The sequence below is a fragment of the Streptomyces sp. LS-MS-L19 genome, from assembly GCF_058382285.1.
The window spans coordinates 847,463-864,636 of record NZ_JBYCLL010000001.1 but is presented as its reverse complement, the minus strand read 5'-3'; the positions used below and the strand labels follow the sequence as shown (position 1 = coordinate 864,636).

The following is a 17,174-nucleotide window of genomic DNA, read 5'->3' as shown; positions in this document are numbered from 1 at the left end:
TGCCGGGGGCTTCGGGGCGGGGGAGGGGGCGGGTCGATGGGTGGACTCAGCGGGCCAGTTCGCCGAGGAGTCGCCAGGTGCGTCGGCGGTCGGCGTCTCCTGCCATCTCGGTGACCGAGAAGACGACCTCGGTGGCTCCGGCGTCGCGGTAACGGCGCACCTCGGCCTCGACGGTCCTCTCGTCGCCGATCACGGCCAGGTCGGCGGCCCGCCGGGCGCCGGAGAGCTCGATGACCCGTGCGTAGGACGGGAACTGTTCGTAGAAGGCGAGGTCGTCGGTGGCCTTGGCCCGCACCGCGTCGACGTCGTCGGTGACCACACCGGGCACCAGGGCCACGATCCTGGGCGCGGGGCGGCCCGCGGCCTCGGCCGCGGCGGTCACGGCGGGCACGATGTGGTCCGCCAGGGCTCGCGGTCCCGCCAGACAGGGCAGGATCCCGTCGGCCAACTCACCGCTGACCCGCAGCGCCTGCGGCCCCATCGCGGCGACGAGCAGGGGGACTCCGCTCTCGGCACCCGGTACCCGCGCCGGGATCGGGGTGGTGGCGGTGATCAGCTCGCCGTGGAAGTCGGCCGTGCCGGTCTCGGTCAACTGCCGCAGGGCGGTGAGGAATTCGCGCAGTCGGGCGATGGGCCGTTCGAAGGGCAGGCCGAAGCCCGTCTCGGTCAGCAGTTTCGTGCCCAGGGCCAGCCCGAGGTGATAGCGGCCGTGGGTCGCGGCCTGCGCGGTCTGGGCCTGGCCGGAGACCAGCAGGGGGTGGCGACCGAAGACGGGGATCGCGGAGGTGCCCACCTGCAGTCCGGGCACTTCCCGCCCGACGATCGCCGCGAGCTGGGGGGAGTCCGCACCGAAGGTCTGCCCGAACCAGGCCGACGTGAGACCGAACTCCGCCGCCTCCTGGGCCAGTTGGACGGTCGCGTCGACCTGGTTCGGCGCGTCGGACGCGTTGAGCGCTACTCCAAGAGTCATGTCAGTTCACAACCGGCTTCGGTCGAAACGGCATTCCGGCCCGTGTGTGACAGCTTTTTGTCAGTCATGTGTACTCAGCCAAGCCGGATGAAGGGGCCGGCCCGGAGGCTCAGCCGGCCTGTCGTCGGTCCGCGGCGGACCGGTGGGTGAGGGGTGCACGCAGGCCGAGGTTCTTGCGCAGGGTCGTACCGCTGTACTCGGTGCGGTAGAGCCCGCGTTCCTGCAGTTCCGGGACGAGCAGGTCGACGATGTCGTCGAGGCCGTCGGGGATGAGGTACGGCGTGACGTTGAAGCCGTCCAGCGCGCCGTGCCGTACGAAGTGGGCGAACTTGTCGGCCAGACCGGACGGAGTGCCGACGTGTCCGCGCTGCGGGCCGAGCGCGATCACCGTCTCGCGCAGCGACCAGCCGTTCGCCTCCGCCTTCGCCCGCCATTCGGCCACGACGGTGCGCGGGTCGGCGATGCGCCGGGCACCGAAGGAGCCGTCGTTCTCGCTGACGACCGGATCCTCCTTCGGCAGCGGCCCGTCCGCGTCGCGGTCGGACAGGTCGATGCCCCACAGCAGTCCGGCGATCCCCAAGGCCGTTGCGGGGGTGACCTGTTGGAGCCGGATCCAGCGCTTCTTCTCCTCGGCCTCCTCCTCGGTGGCCCCGATGATGATCTCGGTGCCGGGCAGGATCCGCAGATCGTCGTCGGGCCGCCCGACCGCCCGGAGCCGGCGCCGGATGTCGTCGGCGAAGGCCAGCGCGTCGTCGAAGTCGTTGCCGTGCGCGGAGAAGATGACGTCGGCGTTGCGGGCGGCGAAGTCGCGTCCCTCGCCGGAGTCACCGGCCTGGAAGATCACGGGGTGACCCTGGGCGCTGCGCGGCAGGGTCGGAGCGAGGCCCACGTCGAACTGCGGTCCCTTGTGCCGCACTTGGTGTACGGCGCCGGGTGCCGACCAGGAGGGCGCGCCCGCGGAGTCGGCGACGGCCCCTTCCTCCCAGCCGTCCCACAGGGCGCGGGCCACGGTGAGGAACTCCTCGGCGCGCCGGTAGCGGTCGGCGTGGTCGAGGTAGCCGCCGCGGCGGAAGTTCGCGCCGGTCCAGGCGTTGTCCGTGGTCACCACGTTCCAGCCGGCGCGGCCCGCGGACAGCAGGTCCAGGCCGGACAGGCGGCGGGCCAGGTCGGCGGGTTCGTTGAAGGTCGAGTTGGACGTGGAGACCAGGCCGATGCGGCGGGTGACCGCGGCCAGCGCGGCGAGCTGGGTGATGGCGTCCGGCCGTCCGGCCACGTCGAGATCGTGGATCTTCCCGTCGACCTCGCGCAGCCGCAGCCCCTCGCCGAGGAAGAACGCGTCGAACAGGCCGCGCTCGGCGGTCTGGGCGACCTTGCGGAAGGAGGCCGGGTCGATCTGGGAGCCGCTGTCGGGGGCCGACCAGATGGTCCAGTGGTTGACGCCCTGGAAGAACACCCCGAAGTGCAGCTGGGCGTGCGGCCGGGGGACGTCGAGGGAATCGGTGCGGGTCATCGGGCGTCCTCCTGGCCGGCCGGGGCAGCGGCGGCGAAGCGGTTGGCGGGGCGCTCCAGACCCAGGGTCGAGCGCAGGGACGTACCGGGCAGCGGGCGGGCGACCAGTCGCCGCTCGGACAGGGCCGGAACAACGAGGCGGGAGAGGACGGCGAGGTCCTCGTCCAGCACCAGCGGATGCAGTCGTACGCCGTCGACGTGACGGCTCAAGTCACTGAGCAGGGCGACCAGTTGATCGGCGGATCCGATGTGCCGGAGCCTTCCGCGGTCCTGCCACGGCGCGTGCCGTTCCAGGTCGGCGACGCGTTCGGCGGCCGTGGCCTCCGGGGTGTCCAGCGCCACCTCGACCTCGGCGAAGACGCGCGGGGCACCGGCACCGGCGGAGGCCGTGGTGAGCGACGCCGGATCGCGGCCCTCGACGAGAGCGACGTCGAGCTGCGCGGCCGGAACCCGGTCGGGCCGGCCCAGGACGACGAGCTGGCCCTGGGGCGGGCGCGGCACGATCGCCGGGCCCTTGACGGCGTACGTGTCACCGGTGAAGTCGATGTAGTGGAGCCGTTCCTGGTCGAGGTAGCGGCTGGTGGCCAGGGACCGGATGACCGCGTCGTCCTCCCACGAGTCCCACAGGGCGCGGACCACCTCCACCCCGTCCCGTGACTCCCGGGCCCGGGCGTCGGCATCGGCGACCAGGGGGCGCCCCCAGGCGCGGGCCGCCTCGGGGCGCTCCTCCTCCGTCACGACCCAACCGGCGCGACCCGCGGAGATGTGGTCCAGGGACGCCAACTGGCTGGAGACATGGAAGGGTTCGACATACGTGACCGGGACGACGGGCGCGATCCCGACGGTGCTCGTGGACGCCGCCACGAAGGCCGCCCGCTCCACCGCGCCGATCCGGCCCACCGGATCCGGTGCGGCCCCGGGCGGCAGCACGCCGTCGTCCAGGGTGATCAGGGTGAACCCGGCGTTCTCGGCAGCAGCGGCGACCCGGGCCACCCGGCGCGGGGAGAGCAGCTGATCGGGGGAGTGGGCGGCGCGGCGCCAGGCCGCGGGGTGGGCGCCGTCGCCGTCGATCTCGACGGCGAGGTGCAGGGCAGGGCCGGACATGGGGTTCCTTCCGGGACAACACGACGATTCGCGGCCACAGGGCCATGACGAGACAGCCGGCGGGACCGGCCGGCAGGGATCAGACGTGTACGGAAGGACAGACGGCGGAGGAGGTGCGGCAGTAGTCGACATGCCGCCGGGTGATCAGGCGCGCACCAGTGCAGGCACCTCGCGGTGCCGCGCCCAGTGCGTGCATCGAAGCCTCCACATGTCAGGAACTTTCCCTTTCAACGTATGTCGTCAGCCCCTGTGAATGTCAAGGTCGTCCTGGGTCGCACCGGCGTCCCGACCGCCGCGGCCCGTGGTGGACGCGGCTTTCCGGACCGGGTCTGTTGCTGATCGCCGTTCGCCGGCTCGCGATCCCGCTGTTCTCTTTCCGCGTGCAGCCTTCTCCCGCCCGCTGTTCTGGCGTCGGCCGGTGCGGGACCCGCGCATCCGCCCTGCCGTGAAGGAACCTCGCAGTGGCTCAGTCCGCAGCCCTGACCGTCGTCGGCATCTCCTGTTTCGCCGAACTCCGCTCTGGCGACCCACGGCGGGGCCCCGGCCCGCCCCGTGGTCCTGCTGTTCGGCACGCTCGGGGTGCTCCTGGTCGCCGCGCAGGTCGGCGTGATCGCGGGCGGTCACGCCCGGTCCCTCGACCATGTCTGCTCCATGGAGTCGATCATCCTGCTGCCGCTGGGCTTCCTCGGCGGCGTCTTCTGCTCGGTCCACCAACTGCCCCCGTTCTGGAACTACGTGAGCCGGCTGGACCCGGTCTTCTGGCTGGTCCAGGTCGAACGGATCGGTTTCCTCGGCCAGGGCGACGTCAGCGCGGGCCGGGCCCTCGCCGTGGTCTGGGCGCTGGCGGCGGCGCTGACCGCCTGGTCGGCGGCGATGTTCGCCACGGGCCGCCTCAAGCCCTGAACCCCGCACGCGGGGCCGCCGCCGTCCATCACGGTGTCCGCGATGCGGGACGGCCCTCTTGACGCCGATCTCGGTCGGATCGACACTCGGTGAGGGAATCCTAGTGAACAGGTAGGGAAGTTATGAGGCGCTTGGAGCCGGTCACCGCATGCGTGAGCCGTTCGCCTCTTCTGACCTCCCGCCGTCACATCGATCTGCTGCGTGTGTGCAGCGCGATCGGCCCCCAGGGCTGAGCCGCGCCCCTCCCGTGCCGACGCCGCCCGCGAACCGGGCTCTCGCGTCCGGCGCGCATGGATGAGCCCGGCTCCCTCACCCGACGTCGCTTCCGCCGCGCGTACGTCCGCGCCCGTTCCCGGGGAGAGTCATGACCGCCGCACCGCCGAGCACCGACACCTCCGACCGACCCGCGACCACCCACACCCCCGACCGACGGGTGGCCGCCCACGTCTCCGACCGACCGGTGGCCGCCTTCCGGGGCCGTATCGGCCGGGACGCGCGCAGCGGCCACTACGCCGTGCCGGGCCGCTACCGCCTCCACCTGTCGACCGCCTGTCCCGACGGCCTGCGCGTCGCCGTCACCCACGGCCTGCTCGGCCTGGACGCCCGCTGTCCGGCCACGTTCCTGCCGGCCGTCCCCGACAGCCCCGAGGGCGGCCATGCGGCCCTGCGGTCGCTGTACGAGGCCAGCGCCCACCGGTACACCGGTCCGGCCGTCGGGCCCGTGCTCAGCGACGACTGGTCCGGACGGATCGTCAGCACCCATGCCCCGGACGTCATGCGCGACCTCGACCGCCGTATCGCCCCCGGCGGACCCTCCCTCTACCCCTGCGGCGCGGAGTCCGAGATCGAGGCCGTGGAGCGGATGTGCCGGGAGGGGATCGAGGAGGCGGCGCAGCGGGCGGGCGCGGCCGGAGAGGACCCGGTGACACGGGACGCGGCAGTTGCCATGCTGCTGGAAACGCTCCGTGTCCTGGACCGCTGGCTGGTCGACCGCACTCACCTGATCCGTGACGAAGTCACGGCCGCCGACGTCGAGTTGTGGGTCGCGCTGGTCCAGCTCGACACCGTGCACCGCCACCACCTCGACGCCTCCGCCGTCCAGCGCATCGCCGACCACCCCACCCTGTGGGCCTACGCCCGCCGGCTCGCCGCCCACCCGGCTTTCGGCGGCGCCCTCGACCTCGACGGCATCGAACGCCGTCACCACGCCCGGTGCCGAGGCCTGGAGGCCGCCGGAGCGGCCGTCCAGATCCTCGACTGGACGGCCCACGCCGCCCGTTAGCCGTTTCACCTGATGGACGGGCATTGACATGCATTCGGGCCATTGCTTTAACTGACAACCAGAACGGTCATGAGTGTCAGCGACAAGCCCTGGCTAGCTGACCGGCAACCCTCGCGCCGCGGTGGGGTGCCCCAGGTGACGACCCGACCGAAGACGTTTCGGTAAGCGCGAGGCCCACAGGGCCGGAACAGTGACGGTGACGCCATGTACGCAGCTCCCAGGACGGCCGCACGCCGCTCCGAGGGCTGCGTACGGCCGTACGGCGACCTGCTCGTCGCCGACCGGGCCGTCGATCTGCTCCGCGTGAGCAGCGCACTGTGTACCGCACCGGGCCGTGCCCGCTGTCGGGGCTGACACCTCCCCGCAGCCCCCGCACTCCCTGACGAACACCGCCCACGCGGTGTGCCGTCGTCCTTCCCGCCCCCGGTACCCCGCCGTCGTGTGCGCCTCCGCATGCCGTCGCGCCTCCGGGACGTACCCACCCAGCCGGAGCCCACCATGAGTGAACCCCCAGGCACCGCCGTGTCCGTCACCGACGCCCCGCCGATAACCGACACTCCGTCAAAACCACTCGCCGCGCAGCGGGTTCTGCCGTTGCGGCGGCCGGGCCGGTGGATCGCCACCGCGGTCGTCGTGGTCCTGGCGGCCCAGTTCGTCCACGGACTGGTCACCAACCCGTTCTACCAGTGGGACCGCTTCGGCTACTGGTTCCTGCGCCCGACGGTCCTCGACGGCCTGCTGATCACACTCGAAGTCGCCGCCTACAGTGCGGTGCTGGGCCTGGTCGGTGGCGTCCTGCTGGCGCTGGCCCGGTTGTCGAAGAGTCCGGTGCTGCGGGCGGTCAGCTGGACGTATGTGTGGGCGCTGCGCTCGATCCCGCTGATCGTGGTGCTGCTCTTCCTCTACAACTTCTCCGCCCTGTACAAGACGTTGAGTCTCGGGGTGCCCTTCGGGCCGGCGTTCTTCTCCTTCGACGAGTCGCGGCTGGCCACCGACATGGTCATCGCGGTGATCGGGCTCAGTCTCAACGAGGCGGCCTATGCGGCCGAGGTGGTGCGCGGGGGCATTCTCTCGGTCGACCAGGGCCAGCACGAGGCGGCTGCCGCGCTGGGGCTGCCCAAGGGCTACCAGTTCCGAAAGATCGTCTTCCCGCAGGCGCTGCGCTCGATCGTCCCGAACTACGTCAACCAGCTCATCGGCCTGATCAAGGGCACCTCGCTGGTCTTCTACGTCTCCCTGCTGGACCTGTTCGGCACCGTGCAGTCCATGGGGTCCACCTATCCGGGCGACATCGTGCCGCTGCTGCTCGTCGCCACCGTCTGGTACCTGATCCTGACCAGCGCCGTCTCCGTCGTCCAGTTCTACGTCGAGCGGCACTACGCCCGCGGCGCCACCCGCTCCCTGCCACCCACCCCGCTCCAGAAGCTCCGCACCGGGCTCACCGAACTGCGTGCCCGCATCCGCCGGGAGGCCGCCGTATGACCGCCAAGACGCTCGAAGCCCTGGCGGACGTCGAGGCCGCCACCGTTGAGGTCCATGACGTGCACAAGTGGTACGGCACGCACCGGGTCCTGGACGGTGTGGACCTGACCGTCCGCCCCGGCGAGGTCACCGTGATCCTCGGCCCGTCCGGTTCCGGCAAGTCCACCCTGCTGCGGGTCATCAACCACCTGGAGAAGCCGGAGATCGGCTACGTCAGCGTCAACGGCGAGCTGATCGGCGTGAAACGGCAGGGCGAGCGGCTCAAGGAACTGAGCGAGCGGGCCATCCTGACCCAGCGCGGCCGGATCGGGTTCGTCTTCCAGAACTTCAACCTCTTCCCGCACCTGACCGTGCTGGACAACGTGGCCGCCGCCCCCGTCGCCACCGGCAGGCTCGGCAGGACGCAGGCGCAGGAACTGGCCCGCGAACTGCTGGGCCGGGTCGGCCTCGCCGACAAGACCGGCGCCTATCCACGGCAGTTGTCGGGCGGGCAGCAGCAGCGGGTGGCGATCGCCCGCGCGCTCGCCCTGCGCCCCGGCGTCATCCTCTTCGACGAGCCGACCTCGGCCCTCGATCCGGAACTGGTGGGTGAAGTCCTGTCCGTCATCAAGGACTTGGCGACCAGTGGCACCACGCTCGTCATCGTCACCCACGAGATCGGGTTCGCCCGCGAGATCGCCGACCGGGTCGTCTTCATCGACGGCGGAAAGATCGTCGAGCAGGGCCCGCCCTCCGAGGTCCTCGACAAGCCGCGGCACGAACGGACCCGGGACTTCCTCAGCAAGGTCCTCTGACCGCCGCCCCCCCCGCAGACCTCCCCCCACACCACCCTCATCACCTCCAGCGACAAGGAACGGCCATGCCCACCCAGTTCACCCGACGCAGCCTGATACGCGGCATCACCGCGGCGACCGCCGTCGCCACTCTCGCCACCGGGCTCGCCGCCTGCGGGGGCGACAGCGACGCGGCCACCACCACCCAGGCCGCCGCCAAGTCCGGTCAGGTCGTCATCGGCCAGGTCTCCAACGGTGCCGCCCAGCAGACCTCCATCAAGGTCGCCGAGGTCAAGTCCATCAGCGCCGAACTGCCCGCCGCCCTCAAGAAGAGCGGCAAGCTGGAGATCGGCATCGGCGCCCTCCCGGCCGGCTTCCCGCCGCTGGCCTACGTGGGCAGCGACCAGAAGACCCTCACCGGCGCCGAGCCCGACTTCGGCCGCCTCGTCGCCGCGGTCCTCGGCCTCGAGCCCGAGGTGAAGAACTCCACCTGGGAGAACCTCTTCGTCGGCATCGACAGCGGCAAGGTCGACGTGGCCTTCTCCAACGTCACCGACACCGAGGAACGCAAGAAGAAGTACGAGTTCGCCTCCTACCGGCAGGACAACCTCGCCTTCACCGTCCCGAAGAAGAGCACCTGGAACTTCGACGGCAACTACGAGAACCTCGCCGGCAAGACGGTCTCCGTCGGCTCCGGCACCAACCAGGAGAAGATCCTCCTGGAGTGGAAGGCCAAGCTGGCCAAGGAGGGCAAGAAGCTCACCGTCAAGTACTTCCAGGACAGCAACAGCACCTACCTCGCCCTGACCAGCGGCAAGATCGACGCCTACTTCGGCCCCAACCCCGGCATCGCGTACCACAACCGTCAGGTGGCCGACACGCCCAACGCCACGCGCACGGCGGGTACGTACTCCGGCGCCGGCGCCAGTCTGCAGGGCCTGATCGCGGCCACCGCGAAGAAGGACAGCGGCCTCGCCAAGCCGCTCGCCGACGCCATCAACTACCTGATCAAGAACGGTCAGTACGCCGAGTGGCTCAAGGCCTACAACCTCTCCAACGAGGCCGTCGCCACGTCCGAGATCAACCCGCCCGGACTGCCGCTCGACAACTCCTGACCCACCGCGTGCCGGGGACTCGGCCGCCGCCTCGCGGTGGAGTCCCCGCGCGCCGGACAACCCGAGCCGCACACAGGAGACCGCCACACCATGTCCGTCATCGCCCTCGACGCCAGCTCCTCGTCCCTCCTGGACAACCCGGCCTGGGCCGCACTCACCGGCCCGCACGCCGCCTTCGCCCAACGGGTCGGCCACGCCGTCCGGTACCAGCAGGACGTGGCCCCCTTCCACGCCCTCTCCGACGAGAACGACCCGCGCGCCTGGACCGACCTCGCCGCACTCATCGGTCCCGGCGGCACCGCCGCGGTGCGGGGCGTCACCGAGGCTGCGGTCGGCTGGGAGGTCGTGCGCACCGGACACGGCGTCCAGCTCGTCGACACCGCCCTGCGCGCGGAGCCCGACCCCGAGGCCGTACGGCTCGGACCCGACGACGTGCCCGAGATCCTCGACCTGGTCGCCCGCACCGAGCCGGGCCCCTATCTGCGCCGCACCATCGAGCTGGGCACCTACCTCGGCATCCGCCACCAGGGCCGGCTCATCGCCCTGGCGGGGGAGCGACTGCACCCGCCGGGCTGGACCGAGATCAGCGCCGTCTGCACGGACCCCGCCCACCGGGGCCGGGGCCTGGCCACCCGCCTGGTCCGCGCTGTCGCCGCCGGAATCAGGGAACGCGGCGAACGCCCCTTCCTGCACGCGGCGGCGGACAACACGAACGCGATCCGGCTCTACGAGTCGATCGGCTTCACCCTGCGCCGCCGTACCGTCTTCTCGCTCGTCCGGCACACGGGGGCCGCCGCGCTGGAAGAAACGGCATAGCCGTGCCGTTGTCCTTGTCGAAGGTGAATGCCCGGACCACTCGGACGGAGGTGCGACGCGTGCCCCGAGTACTGCGCGCCGTCCGCCTCCACTCCCGGTTCCACATCGACCTCCAGCGCGTGGCCGGCTCCCTCTGTAGCTCCTGACCCCGTCCCCTCAGCCGCCGTGTGCCCCGACTCCCGCGGGCCCGGCTCTCTCGTACGGACCTCCAGGAAGGCACCACTCGTGTCCCCTTCTTCTTCGCTGCATCTCGCCGTCGCCCTGGACGGCACCGGCTGGCACCCCGCCTCCTGGCGTGAACCGGTGGCCCGCCCCCGTGACCTGTTCACCGCCGGTCACTGGGCCGACCTGGTCGCCGAGGCGGAGCGCGGCCTGCTCGACTTCGTGACCCTGGAGGACGGGCTCGGCCTCCAGTCCTCCCACTACGGCGACCTCGACGGCCGCACCGACCAGGTCCGCGGCCGCCTCGACGCCGTGCTCATCGCCTCGCGCATCGCCCCGCTGACCCGGCACATCGGCCTGGTCCCGACGGTGATCGCCACCCACACCGAGCCGTTCCACATCTCCAAGGCGATCGCCACCCTCGACTACGTCAGCACCGGCCGGGCCGGTCTGCGCGTGCAGATCTCACCCCGGCCGCACGAGGCCGCGCACTTCGGCCGCCGCACCTTCCCGCCGCTCAGCCTGGAGGAGCTGCAGACCCCGGCCGGACAGGAACGGCTCACCGACCTCTTCGACGAGGCCGCCGACCACGTGGAGGTCGTACGCCGGCTGTGGGACAGCTGGGAGGACGACGCCGAGATCCGCGACGCCGCCACCGGCCGATTCATCGACCGGGACAAGCTGCACTACATCGACTTCGAGGGCAAGCACTTCAGCGTCAAGGGCCCCTCCATCACCCCCCGCCCGCCGCAGGGCCAGCCCCTGGTCACCGCCCTGGGGCACCAGACCGTGCCGTACCGGCTCATCGCCCGCCAGGCGGACGTCGGTTACGTCACCCCGCACGACGCCGAGCAGGCCCGGGCGATCGTCGCCGAGATCCGCGCGGAGCAGGAGGCGGCCGGGCGTACGGGTGAACTCCTGCATGTCTTCGGCGACTTGGTCGTCTTCCTCGACGAGGACCCGGCCGCGGCGGCCGCCCGCCGGGACCGTCTCGACGCGCTCGCGGGCGAGCCGTACACCAGTGACGCCCGTGTCTTCACCGGCACTCCGGCCCAACTCGCCGATCTCCTGGGCGAGTTCCATGCGGCCGGGCTCACCGGCTTCCGGCTGCGGCCCGCCGTCGCAGGGCACGACCTGCCCGCCATCACCCGCGGTCTGGTGCCCGAACTCCAGCGCCGGGGCCTGTTCCGCACCGCGTATGAGGCCGACACCCTGCGCGGTCTGCTGGGCCTCGCTCGCCCCGCCAACCGCTACGCCGCCGCGTCCGCCTGAGCCAGCCCGGAAGGACCCCCGCACCCATGTCCAAGCCCCTGAAGCAGATCCACCTCGCCGCGCACTTCCCCGGCGTCAACAACACCACCGTGTGGAGCGACCCCGAGGCCGGCAGCCACATCGAGTTCAGTTCCTTCGCGCACTTCGCGCGCACCGCCGAACGCGCCAAGTTCGACTTCCTGTTCCTCGCCGAGGGTCTCAGGCTCCGCGAACAGGGCGGCAAGATCTACGACCTGGACGTGGTCGGCCGCCCCGACACCTTCACGATCCTGGCCGCGCTGGCCGCGGTCACCGAGCACCTCGGGCTGACCGGCACCATCAACTCCACCTTCAACGAGCCCTACGAGGTGGCCCGCCAGTTCGCCAGCCTCGACCACCTCTCCGGCGGCCGCTCCGCGTGGAACGTCGTCACCTCCTGGGACGCCTTCACCGGCGAGAACTTCCGCCGCGGCGGCTTCCTGCCCCAGGAGGAGCGCTACTCCCGCGCCAAGGAGTTCCTCGCCACCACCCAGGAACTCTTCGACTCCTGGCAGGGCGACGAGATCCTCGCCGACCAGGCCTCGGGCGTCTTCCTGCGGGACGCGAAGGCCGGCTCGTTCGTGCACACCGGGCAACACTTCGACATCCACGGCCAGTTCAACGTCCCGCGCTCCCCGCAGGGCCGCCCGGTCGTCTTCCAGGCCGGTGACTCCGAGGAGGGCCGCGAGTTCGCCGCATCGAGCGCCGACGCCATCTTCAGCCGGTACGCCACCCTCAAGGAGGGCCAGGCCTTCTACACCGACGTCAAGAACCGCCTCGCCAAGTACGGCCGCCGCCACGACCAGTTGCTGATCCTGCCCGCCGCGTCCTTCGCCCTCGCCGACACCGACGCCGAGGCCGAGGAACTCGCACGGATCGTGCGCCGCCAGCAGGTCAGCGGCGCCACCGCCATCAAGCACCTGGAATTCGTGTGGAACCGCGACCTGTCCGCCTACGACCCCGAAGGGCCGCTGCCCGACATCGACCCGGACGTCAGCGACAACCACATCTCCAAGGGCCGTGCCCAGGTGCGGATGTACCGGGACCCGCTGGCCACCGCCCGCGAGTGGCGTGAGCTCGCCGAGGCCAACAAGTGGTCCATCCGCGACCTGGTCATCAACACCGGCAACCGGCAGAACTTCATCGGCTCACCCCAGACCATCGCCCGCACCATCAACGAGTACGTGCAGGCCGACGCGAGCGACGGCTTCATCCTCGTCCCGCACATCACCCCGACCGGCCTCGACGCCTTCGCCGACCAGGTCGTCCCCCTCCTGCAGGAACAGGGCGTCTTCCGCACCGACTACGAGGGCCCGACCCTGCGCCACCACCTCGGCCTCGCCCACCCCGACGACGTCGAGGACGAACAGCGGGCGGCGTCGTGAAGTTCCTCGCCATCACGCTCATCGTGCACCGCCCGGACCCCGTCACCGGGGTGCGGAAGTCCACCCACGAGCGCTTCCGCGAGGTCCTCGACAACGCCCTGCTGGCCGAGGAGCTGGGCTTCGACGGCTTCGGCGTGGGGGAGCGGCACGAACGGCCGTTCATCTCCTCGTCGCCGACCGTCGTACTGAGCCATGTGGCCGCACTGACGAAGCGGATCCGCCTGTTCACGGCCGTCACGACGCTCAGCCTGCTGGACCCGGTCCGGGCGTACGAGGACTACGCCACCCTCGACCACCTGTCGGCCGGCCGGCTCGACCTGATCATCGGCAAGGGCAACGGCGCCGCCCAGCGCGACCTGTTCGACGTCACGCCCGAGGACCAGTGGGACCGCAACGCCGAGAGCTACGAGGTCTTCCGGAAGCTCTGGCGCCAGGACAGGGTCACCGCCGACACCCGCTTCCGCCCACCGCTGACCGACGCCGAGGTGTGGCCACGGCCGTACCAGCGGCCGGTCCGGGTCTGGCACGGCAGCGCCACCAGCAGGGAGTCGGTCGACCTGGCCGCCCGCTACGGCGACCCGCTGTTCTCGGCGAATGTCACCAACCCGATCGAACCGTACGCCGAGTTGATCCGCTACTACCGGGAGCGCTGGGAGCACTACGGCCACGACCCGGCACGGATCGCGGTCGGCGCGGGCACGGCAGGCATCCACGTCGCCCCGACCTCCCAGCAGGCTCTCGCCGCCTACCGGCCGATCTTCGAGGCCAACCTGGCCTTCTACAGGCAGGCGGGCCTTCCCGTGGTCTTCGAGACCCTGGAGGACTTCGTCGACCGCAGCTCCGCCCTGATCGGCAGCCCGCAGCAGGTCATCGAGAAGGTGCACCGCTACCACGAGCAGTTCGGGCACACCGTGCTCCACCTGCATGCCGACGCGAGCGGGCTGACGGAGTCCCGGCACCGTGCCTCGCTGGAGCTGTTCCAGTCCGAGGCCGCCCCCGTGCTGCGCCGCGAGATCCCGGACCCGCCGTTCGCCTGGGGCCCCGTGTTTCCGGCCGCACCGATCCCTCAGGAGCAGGAGACCGCCCGTGTCTGACATCCCCCTCGGCATCCTCGACCTGGTCCCGATCCCGTCCGGCTCGACGGCGGCCGACGCCCTGCGCAACTCCGTCGACCTCGCCCAGCGGGCCGAGCGCTCCGGGTATGCCCGCTACTGGTTCGCCGAGCACCACCTCAATCCCGGGGTGGCCGGCACGTCACCCGCCGTCGTCCTGGCGCTGACCGCGTCCGCCACCTCCACCATCCGGCTCGGCGCCGGGGCCGTGCAGCTCGGACACCGCACGGCGCTGTCCACGGTGGAGGAGTTCGGCCTGCTCGACGCACTGCACCCGGGCCGCTTCGACCTGGGCCTGGGCCGCTCGGGCGGCCGCCCGCCGGGACAGCCGGCCGCGCCGTTGCCGACGGCGACCCCGGTCGTCGACGGTCGCACCCCGAACGGCCTGCTGATCCCACCGCGCTTCTCCTTCGAGCATCTGCTCGGCTCACCCCGCATCGCACTGCAACGCCGGCTGCTCCTGCTGCCGGGCGCCCAGTCGCAGGACTACGCCGAGCAGATCGACGACATCCTCGCCCTGCTGGCCGGAACCTACCGCTCGCCGGAGGGCGTCGAGGCGCACGTCGTGCCGGGGGAGGGCGCCGACGTGGAGGTGTGGATCCTGGGCAGCAGCGGTGGTGAGAGCGCCTCGGTCGCGGCCCGCAACGGACTGCGGTTCGCGGCGAACTACCACGTCAGCCCGGCCACCGTCCTGGAGGCGGTGGAGGGCTACCGGGCCTTCTTCCAGCCCTCCGAGGTCCTCGAGAAGCCGTACGTCAGCGTCTCGGCGGACGTCGTCGTCGCCGAGGACGACGCAACGGCCCGTGAACTGGCCACCGGCTACGGCCTGTGGGTGCGCAGCATCCGTACCGCCGAGGGAGCCATCGAGTTCCCGACGCCGGAGGAAGCCCGCGCCCACACCTGGTCCGACGAGGACCGGGCCCTCGTCCAGGACCGCCTCGACACCCAGTTCGTCGGCTCGCCGGGCCGGGTCGCCGACCAGTTGGAACAACTTCAGGAGGCCACGGGCGCGGACGAGTTGCTCATCACGACGATCACCCACGACCACACGGACCGGGTCCGCTCGTACGAACTGCTCGCGGCGGAATGGCGCCGACGGGGCCACTGACCGCACGTACCAGACACGACGAACCGAAAGGTCCTCCCATGGCCACGATCCTGTCCGTCTCCGGAAGCCCCTCCGCCACCTCACGCACCGCTCGGCTGCTGCGCCACCTGGACGAACGGCTCGTCGCCCAGGGGCACGACGTGATCCCGCTGGACGTGCGCACCCTTCCCGCCGAGGCGCTGCTCGGGGCCGACGTCACTCATGCGGCGATCGTCCGGGCCGCCGCCCTGTTCGAGCAGGCGGACGGGGTGGTGATCGGCACCCCGGTCTACAAGGCCGCCTACTCCGGGCTGCTGAAGTCGCTGCTCGACCTGCTGCCGCAGTACGCCCTCGCGGGCAAGACCGTGCTTCCCCTGGCCACCGGGGGAAGCGTGGCCCACGTGCTGGCCATCGACTACGCCCTGCGTCCGGTCCTCGCCTCCATGGGGGCCGCGCACATTACGCCGGGCTGGTTCACGTTGGACAAGGACATCAGGGTGGGCGAGGACGGCACCCTGACCGTCGCGCCGGGCCCGGCCGAGGCGCTGGCACAGGTCACGGACCAGTTCTCGACCGCCCTGGGCAGCCGTACGGTGCTGCTGGGGGCCGCCTGACGGGCGTCGCGCGGCGTCGTCGCGACCGCCGAGGCGGCTGCCCGCCCCCGCGAACTCGCCATCGGGGAGCGTGAATCAGCCGGAGTGGAACCTTCATCCCTAGTTTTCCTATCGATTTACTAGGGAACTGTTGACGGTGGTCGGAGCCGAGGGTGAGGATGAGGAAGCCGACGCGTCATCGCGCACCCGCACTCCCACGCTGCCCCGCCGGGCACCGCGTCGTCCTCGTTCCTCCGGAGGAAGACGCCATGACCCCAGCACCGAGGTGCAGCGACACCCGCCGTCACGTGAAGCGGGTGCGGACATGACGGTGACGGCGGACGAGATGACCGACGCGGCCGCCGGGCAGGTCGACTGGCTGCACATCGCCCGTGAGGTCGCGGACGACCTGGCCACGGACGCGGTCGCGCGCGAACAGGCGGGCAAGGCACCGCTCGACGAGGTCGCACGGCTGCGCGAGTCGGGGCTGCTGGCACTGCTGGCGCCGGCCGGGCAGCGGGGCGGAGGCGCGGACTGGCGCACGGCCTACGCGGTCGTCCGGACCGTCGCCGCGGCCGACGGGGCCATCGGCCACCTGCTGGGTCACCACTACTTCCTGTCCTTCAGCGCCCGCTTCTTCGCCGACCCCGAACATGCCGCCCGTGTCGAGCGGGAGTCGACGCAGGCACAGTGGTGCTGGGGAGGCGGCATCGCCTCCCACGAACCGCCGCTCGTCCTCACCCCGACGGCCAACGGCTGTCTGCTGAGCGGCTACCAGAGGTACGCCACCGGCGTAGGGATCGCCGACCGGCTGGTGGTCCGAGCCGCCAGGTACGGCACCGGTGAGCCGCTGGCCGTCCTCGTGGACCCCGCCCACCCGGGTGTCGTGAGCGGCAGCGGCGGGGACACCTTCGGCCGGCGCCTGGCGGCCGGCGGCGCCGTGGAGTTCGACTCCGTGCCGGTCGCCGCGGACGACGTGTTCGGCTCGCTCTCGCCGGACGAGGGCGCCCTGTCACCCTTCGCCTCGCTCGCCGTGCCGACCGCGCGTCTGGTGTCCGCCCAGTTCTGTCTCGGCGTCGCCGAGGGACTGCTGGCCGAGGTGCAGGAGCACGGAAGGGCCGTACGGTCGTCCTGGCAGCCCTTCTCGACCCAGCCCTGGCCGGGCGCCGCCCCGCAGGATCCGCACGCGCTGACCGTGTACGGCGAGCTCGCCGTCGTCGCCCGTGCCGCGTCCGCCCTCGCCGACCAGGCCGTGGACGCCCTGCTGCGCGGCCTCGCGCGGGGCGAGGACCTCGACGACGACGAGAGCGCGGAGATCGCCGTCCTCGCGAGCGTCGCGGAGGCCGCGGCGTCCCGGGCCGCCCAGGAGATCACCACCCGCGCCCTGGACGTCGTCGGCGTCGACGCCGCCTCCACACGGCACGGGTTCGACCGCTTCTGGCGCGACGCCCGGACCCACACCCTGCGCGAACCGGCCACCCACAGACTGCGCGAGATCGGGGACTACTTCCTCAACGGCGCGCATCCGCCCTTCGCCCTCCCCGCCTGACGGTGCGGCCGGTGACGGGCTGACACGGCAGTGAGGGATAAT

Annotated in this window: 18 protein-coding genes and 1 riboswitch; of the genes, 15 read left to right on the top strand and 3 right to left on the bottom strand. The window is 71.6% G+C overall.

The window, feature by feature from the left end:
• Positions 1-46: 46 nt before the first annotated feature.
• The 3 genes from AC2XR2_RS03840 to AC2XR2_RS03830 form a co-directional block, all read right to left on the bottom strand.
• Complete coding sequence (locus AC2XR2_RS03840; RefSeq protein WP_491514263.1) at positions 47-970, bottom strand: LLM class F420-dependent oxidoreductase; 924 nt, start codon at positions 968-970, stop codon at positions 47-49.
• Positions 971-1,079: 109 nt separating this feature from the next.
• Positions 1,080-2,480, bottom strand: a complete 1,401-nt coding sequence (locus AC2XR2_RS03835) for an NtaA/DmoA family FMN-dependent monooxygenase (RefSeq protein WP_491514262.1) — start codon at positions 2,478-2,480, stop codon at positions 1,080-1,082.
• Positions 2,477-3,583: an LLM class flavin-dependent oxidoreductase gene (locus AC2XR2_RS03830; protein ID WP_491514261.1), complete on the bottom strand. Its 1,107-nt coding sequence runs from the start codon at positions 3,581-3,583 to the stop codon at positions 2,477-2,479. The genes AC2XR2_RS03835 and AC2XR2_RS03830 overlap by 4 nt, the downstream gene beginning before the upstream one ends.
• Positions 3,584-4,135: 552 nt before the next feature.
• On the opposite strand from AC2XR2_RS03830, the gene AC2XR2_RS03825 reads away from it, so the two are divergent.
• The 15 genes from AC2XR2_RS03825 to AC2XR2_RS03755 all read left to right on the top strand — a co-directional run bounded on the left by AC2XR2_RS03825 (position 4,136) and on the right by AC2XR2_RS03755 (position 17,132).
• Positions 4,136-4,486 (top strand): ABC transporter permease, encoded by a 351-nt coding sequence (locus AC2XR2_RS03825; RefSeq protein ID WP_491514260.1) that lies wholly within the window; start codon positions 4,136-4,138, stop codon positions 4,484-4,486.
• Positions 4,487-4,608: 122 nt separating this feature from the next.
• Positions 4,609-4,719, top strand: coding sequence for a putative leader peptide (locus AC2XR2_RS03820; RefSeq protein ID WP_330268796.1), 111 nt, complete (start codon positions 4,609-4,611; stop codon positions 4,717-4,719).
• A gap of 131 nt (positions 4,720-4,850) precedes the next feature.
• Positions 4,851-5,768: a glutathione S-transferase C-terminal domain-containing protein gene (locus AC2XR2_RS03815; protein WP_491514259.1), complete on the top strand. Its 918-nt coding sequence runs from the start codon at positions 4,851-4,853 to the stop codon at positions 5,766-5,768.
• Positions 5,769-5,833: 65 nt separating this feature from the next.
• A riboswitch (SAM riboswitch) is annotated at positions 5,834-5,942 on the top strand.
• A 30-nt stretch (positions 5,943-5,972) separates the two neighbouring features.
• Positions 5,973-6,122: a hypothetical protein gene (locus AC2XR2_RS03810; RefSeq protein ID WP_381299510.1), complete on the top strand. Its 150-nt coding sequence runs from the start codon at positions 5,973-5,975 to the stop codon at positions 6,120-6,122.
• 144 nt (positions 6,123-6,266) lie between these two features.
• Positions 6,267-7,250 (top strand): amino acid ABC transporter permease, encoded by a 984-nt coding sequence (locus AC2XR2_RS03805; RefSeq protein ID WP_381299511.1) that lies wholly within the window; start codon positions 6,267-6,269, stop codon positions 7,248-7,250.
• Entirely contained in the window at positions 7,247-8,044 is a 798-nt protein-coding gene (locus AC2XR2_RS03800) for an amino acid ABC transporter ATP-binding protein (RefSeq protein WP_381299512.1), read from the top strand. The genes AC2XR2_RS03805 and AC2XR2_RS03800 overlap by 4 nt, the downstream gene beginning before the upstream one ends.
• Before the next feature lie 65 nt (positions 8,045-8,109).
• Positions 8,110-9,138 (top strand): ABC transporter substrate-binding protein, encoded by a 1,029-nt coding sequence (locus AC2XR2_RS03795; protein WP_381299513.1) that lies wholly within the window; start codon positions 8,110-8,112, stop codon positions 9,136-9,138.
• Between the two features lie 90 nt (positions 9,139-9,228).
• Complete coding sequence (locus AC2XR2_RS03790; protein WP_491514258.1) at positions 9,229-9,954, top strand: GNAT family N-acetyltransferase; 726 nt, start codon at positions 9,229-9,231, stop codon at positions 9,952-9,954.
• Between the two features lie 2 nt (positions 9,955-9,956).
• Positions 9,957-10,100, top strand: a complete 144-nt coding sequence (locus AC2XR2_RS03785) for a putative leader peptide (protein ID WP_491514257.1) — start codon at positions 9,957-9,959, stop codon at positions 10,098-10,100.
• A 79-nt stretch (positions 10,101-10,179) separates the two neighbouring features.
• Positions 10,180-11,388 (top strand): LLM class flavin-dependent oxidoreductase, encoded by a 1,209-nt coding sequence (locus AC2XR2_RS03780; protein ID WP_491514256.1) that lies wholly within the window; start codon positions 10,180-10,182, stop codon positions 11,386-11,388.
• Positions 11,389-11,414: 26 nt separating this feature from the next.
• Positions 11,415-12,791, top strand: a complete 1,377-nt coding sequence (locus AC2XR2_RS03775; RefSeq protein ID WP_491514255.1) for an NtaA/DmoA family FMN-dependent monooxygenase — start codon at positions 11,415-11,417, stop codon at positions 12,789-12,791.
• Positions 12,788-13,885, top strand: a complete 1,098-nt coding sequence (locus tag AC2XR2_RS03770; RefSeq protein ID WP_491514254.1) for an LLM class flavin-dependent oxidoreductase — start codon at positions 12,788-12,790, stop codon at positions 13,883-13,885. Before AC2XR2_RS03775 ends, AC2XR2_RS03770 begins: the two co-directional genes overlap by 4 nt.
• Complete coding sequence (locus AC2XR2_RS03765; protein WP_491514253.1) at positions 13,878-15,011, top strand: LLM class flavin-dependent oxidoreductase; 1,134 nt, start codon at positions 13,878-13,880, stop codon at positions 15,009-15,011. Before AC2XR2_RS03770 ends, AC2XR2_RS03765 begins: the two co-directional genes overlap by 8 nt.
• Positions 15,012-15,049: 38 nt before the next feature.
• The gene (gene ssuE / locus AC2XR2_RS03760) at positions 15,050-15,604 is read left to right on the top strand and encodes an NADPH-dependent FMN reductase (RefSeq protein ID WP_491514252.1); all 555 of its coding nucleotides are present in this window, start codon (positions 15,050-15,052) and stop codon (positions 15,602-15,604) included.
• A gap of 304 nt (positions 15,605-15,908) precedes the next feature.
• Positions 15,909-17,132: an acyl-CoA dehydrogenase family protein gene (locus tag AC2XR2_RS03755; protein ID WP_491514251.1), complete on the top strand. Its 1,224-nt coding sequence runs from the start codon at positions 15,909-15,911 to the stop codon at positions 17,130-17,132.
• Positions 17,133-17,174 lie beyond the last annotated feature (42 nt).